Here is a 1,996-nt window from a genome sequence, read left to right as displayed (position 1 = left end):
AAGCCTTTTCGATATTTTGCTATTAGGCGGTCACATTGCAGTTCAAACCAATCTCGGTTCGGCAACTGTGTTTGTGCATCGCGATAACGTAGACGTCTGTTCTCTTGTTCCATGGCTGCCAAATTAGCTTTAATGCTCTGTTCTGCGCTGCAATCATGAAATTCATAAACACAAAAGTTAGCATCGGTTAGTTGCTGATGGACAACTCGCTGATAGGTATTATTGAAGTGCAATATTTGTTCTTGCTTAGCTGCGTCACAAGTTTTTAAGTTTGGCATGACAGACGAAAGCAATAACGTTTCGCTATTTAATGTTTTAGGTAATTTGAGTAAATCAATAGCTTGTTGGTTAGCATCAGTGATTTTCCCCATATCATCGACAATGATCTTCGGGGTAGTCGATTCTGCAAAAAAAGTGTGGTAAAGCTCATTTTTACTTTTTAGATAAGCGTTTGAATTTAATGTTGCTTCATTGAGACGTTTAGCCGCGACAATGGTTCTTGCTACTGCTAAAGGCACACAGATATTAAAAAATAGAAAAATCACTCCAGTAATATACCAACTTGCATCAGGGAGTTGCTTATCTATATTGGTGTATTGAGACAGGTCGATATCATGCAAAATGATATAAAATGGCGCGATGTTTAATAAGGCATAACAGATTGCCACTCTACGACCTAACAATATAAGTGCAATCGCTGGACAAACAAATATCAGCATACTGCCAATTTTCGCTAAGGTTAAGTCAGTTAGAGTTAAGTTCATTACAAAACTTGCCAACACTATGGCTACAAGGAGTAGATGTGCACAAGCATGATAAAATCGCTTACTGGCTAGTAGCAGTAAAAATAGTATCGAAGTAAAACCAATAGTATTCGCGATAACCCATAAATAATTGAGCTGAAAGGCTGAGCTAAAGGTGTCAAACGCGATCGCAAGGCACAGTAATAAACCCGAGGATAAAATTATCCTTAGTGCACTTATTCGCCAGTTGTCTATTAACTCATTTGCATTGTTATCATCGTTTAGCAGGAAAAAATCATTCAGAAAACTCATACAATACTATGTGCTAATTACCATGATGTTATTAGACCGTAATACTTTTTTTAAATCAATATATTGGATGTTTGTTAACCTTGAAAAAGTGCAAATTATTGTAAATACAACTAATCGTCACATAACCGTTGATTAAGTAATGATTTTTAATGGTTTATATTTAAGGACTGTAATGGTTTAAGTTATTTTACTGCTGGCTTTGCATGAGCAAGTGATCGATTGCTCGAACCACATCGATACTTGCCTGTTCCATGGTTTCAAGATGAGTCAAAATAGTCGATTCATCACCCGATTGCATGGCTATAACAGCTGCTTTGCCTGCACTGTGTACGGTTGTATGTGGTTGTTCAATAGTTTTAAAACTGGATAAACTGGCAAAGTTTTGACCTTCGCCTTGGTAATACCATTTACCAAGTCTGCATTCAGTGTGGCTATTAACACAGGCATTTAGATCTTTATTTGCCAACACGCTGTATACATTACTTTTCCATACGCTGTGATCTAGTTTTACTGTTGTTAAGAAAGCGGTCATAGAGGCTTCACCAATAACTCGTTTCATCACGCCTGAGCTTTGTAATACATCAGTCACCACTTGATCAATTTGTTCTGACGATACTGCAATATCCCTAGAGCAAGTTTGGTTGGTAATTACCACACTCTTAATTTGTTCTGTTTGTTCAATGACCGTGGTGACTAATTTTTCAATATTAGCGCTGGCATCATGAGCATTACTGGCCAGTTGGCGCACTTCGCTTGCCACCACAGCAAAGCCACGACCTGCATCGCCTGCTCTTGCAGCTTCAATGGCTGCATTAAGAGCAAGTAGATTGGTTTGTTCAGAAATTTGCTGGATAGATGAAACTAAACTACTTATTCCATTGGCCGAAAGATTTAAGTCTGCGGCAGTAGCCATGCTTTTTTCAGCATGCTCATTTAGATGC

The 1,996-nt window shown here is 38.2% G+C and carries 1 protein-coding gene and 1 pseudogene; both read right to left on the bottom strand.

The window, feature by feature from the left end; all coding sequences use genetic code 11:
- Window positions 1–764, bottom strand: a pseudogene (locus tag CXF78_RS15455) (GGDEF domain-containing protein); the annotation flags it as partial.
- Window positions 765–1,242: 478 nt separating this feature from the next.
- Window positions 1,243–1,996: methyl-accepting chemotaxis protein (locus CXF78_RS15450; RefSeq protein ID WP_102037287.1), on the bottom strand; the 754-nt coding region annotated here is incomplete at its 5' end.

It is taken from the genome of Shewanella sp. 11B5, assembly GCF_002836795.1.
Classification (GTDB): domain Bacteria; phylum Pseudomonadota; class Gammaproteobacteria; order Enterobacterales; family Shewanellaceae; genus Shewanella; species Shewanella frigidimarina.
The sequence above is the reverse complement of the archived record's forward strand: the minus strand, read 5'-3'. Positions and strand labels throughout refer to the sequence as shown.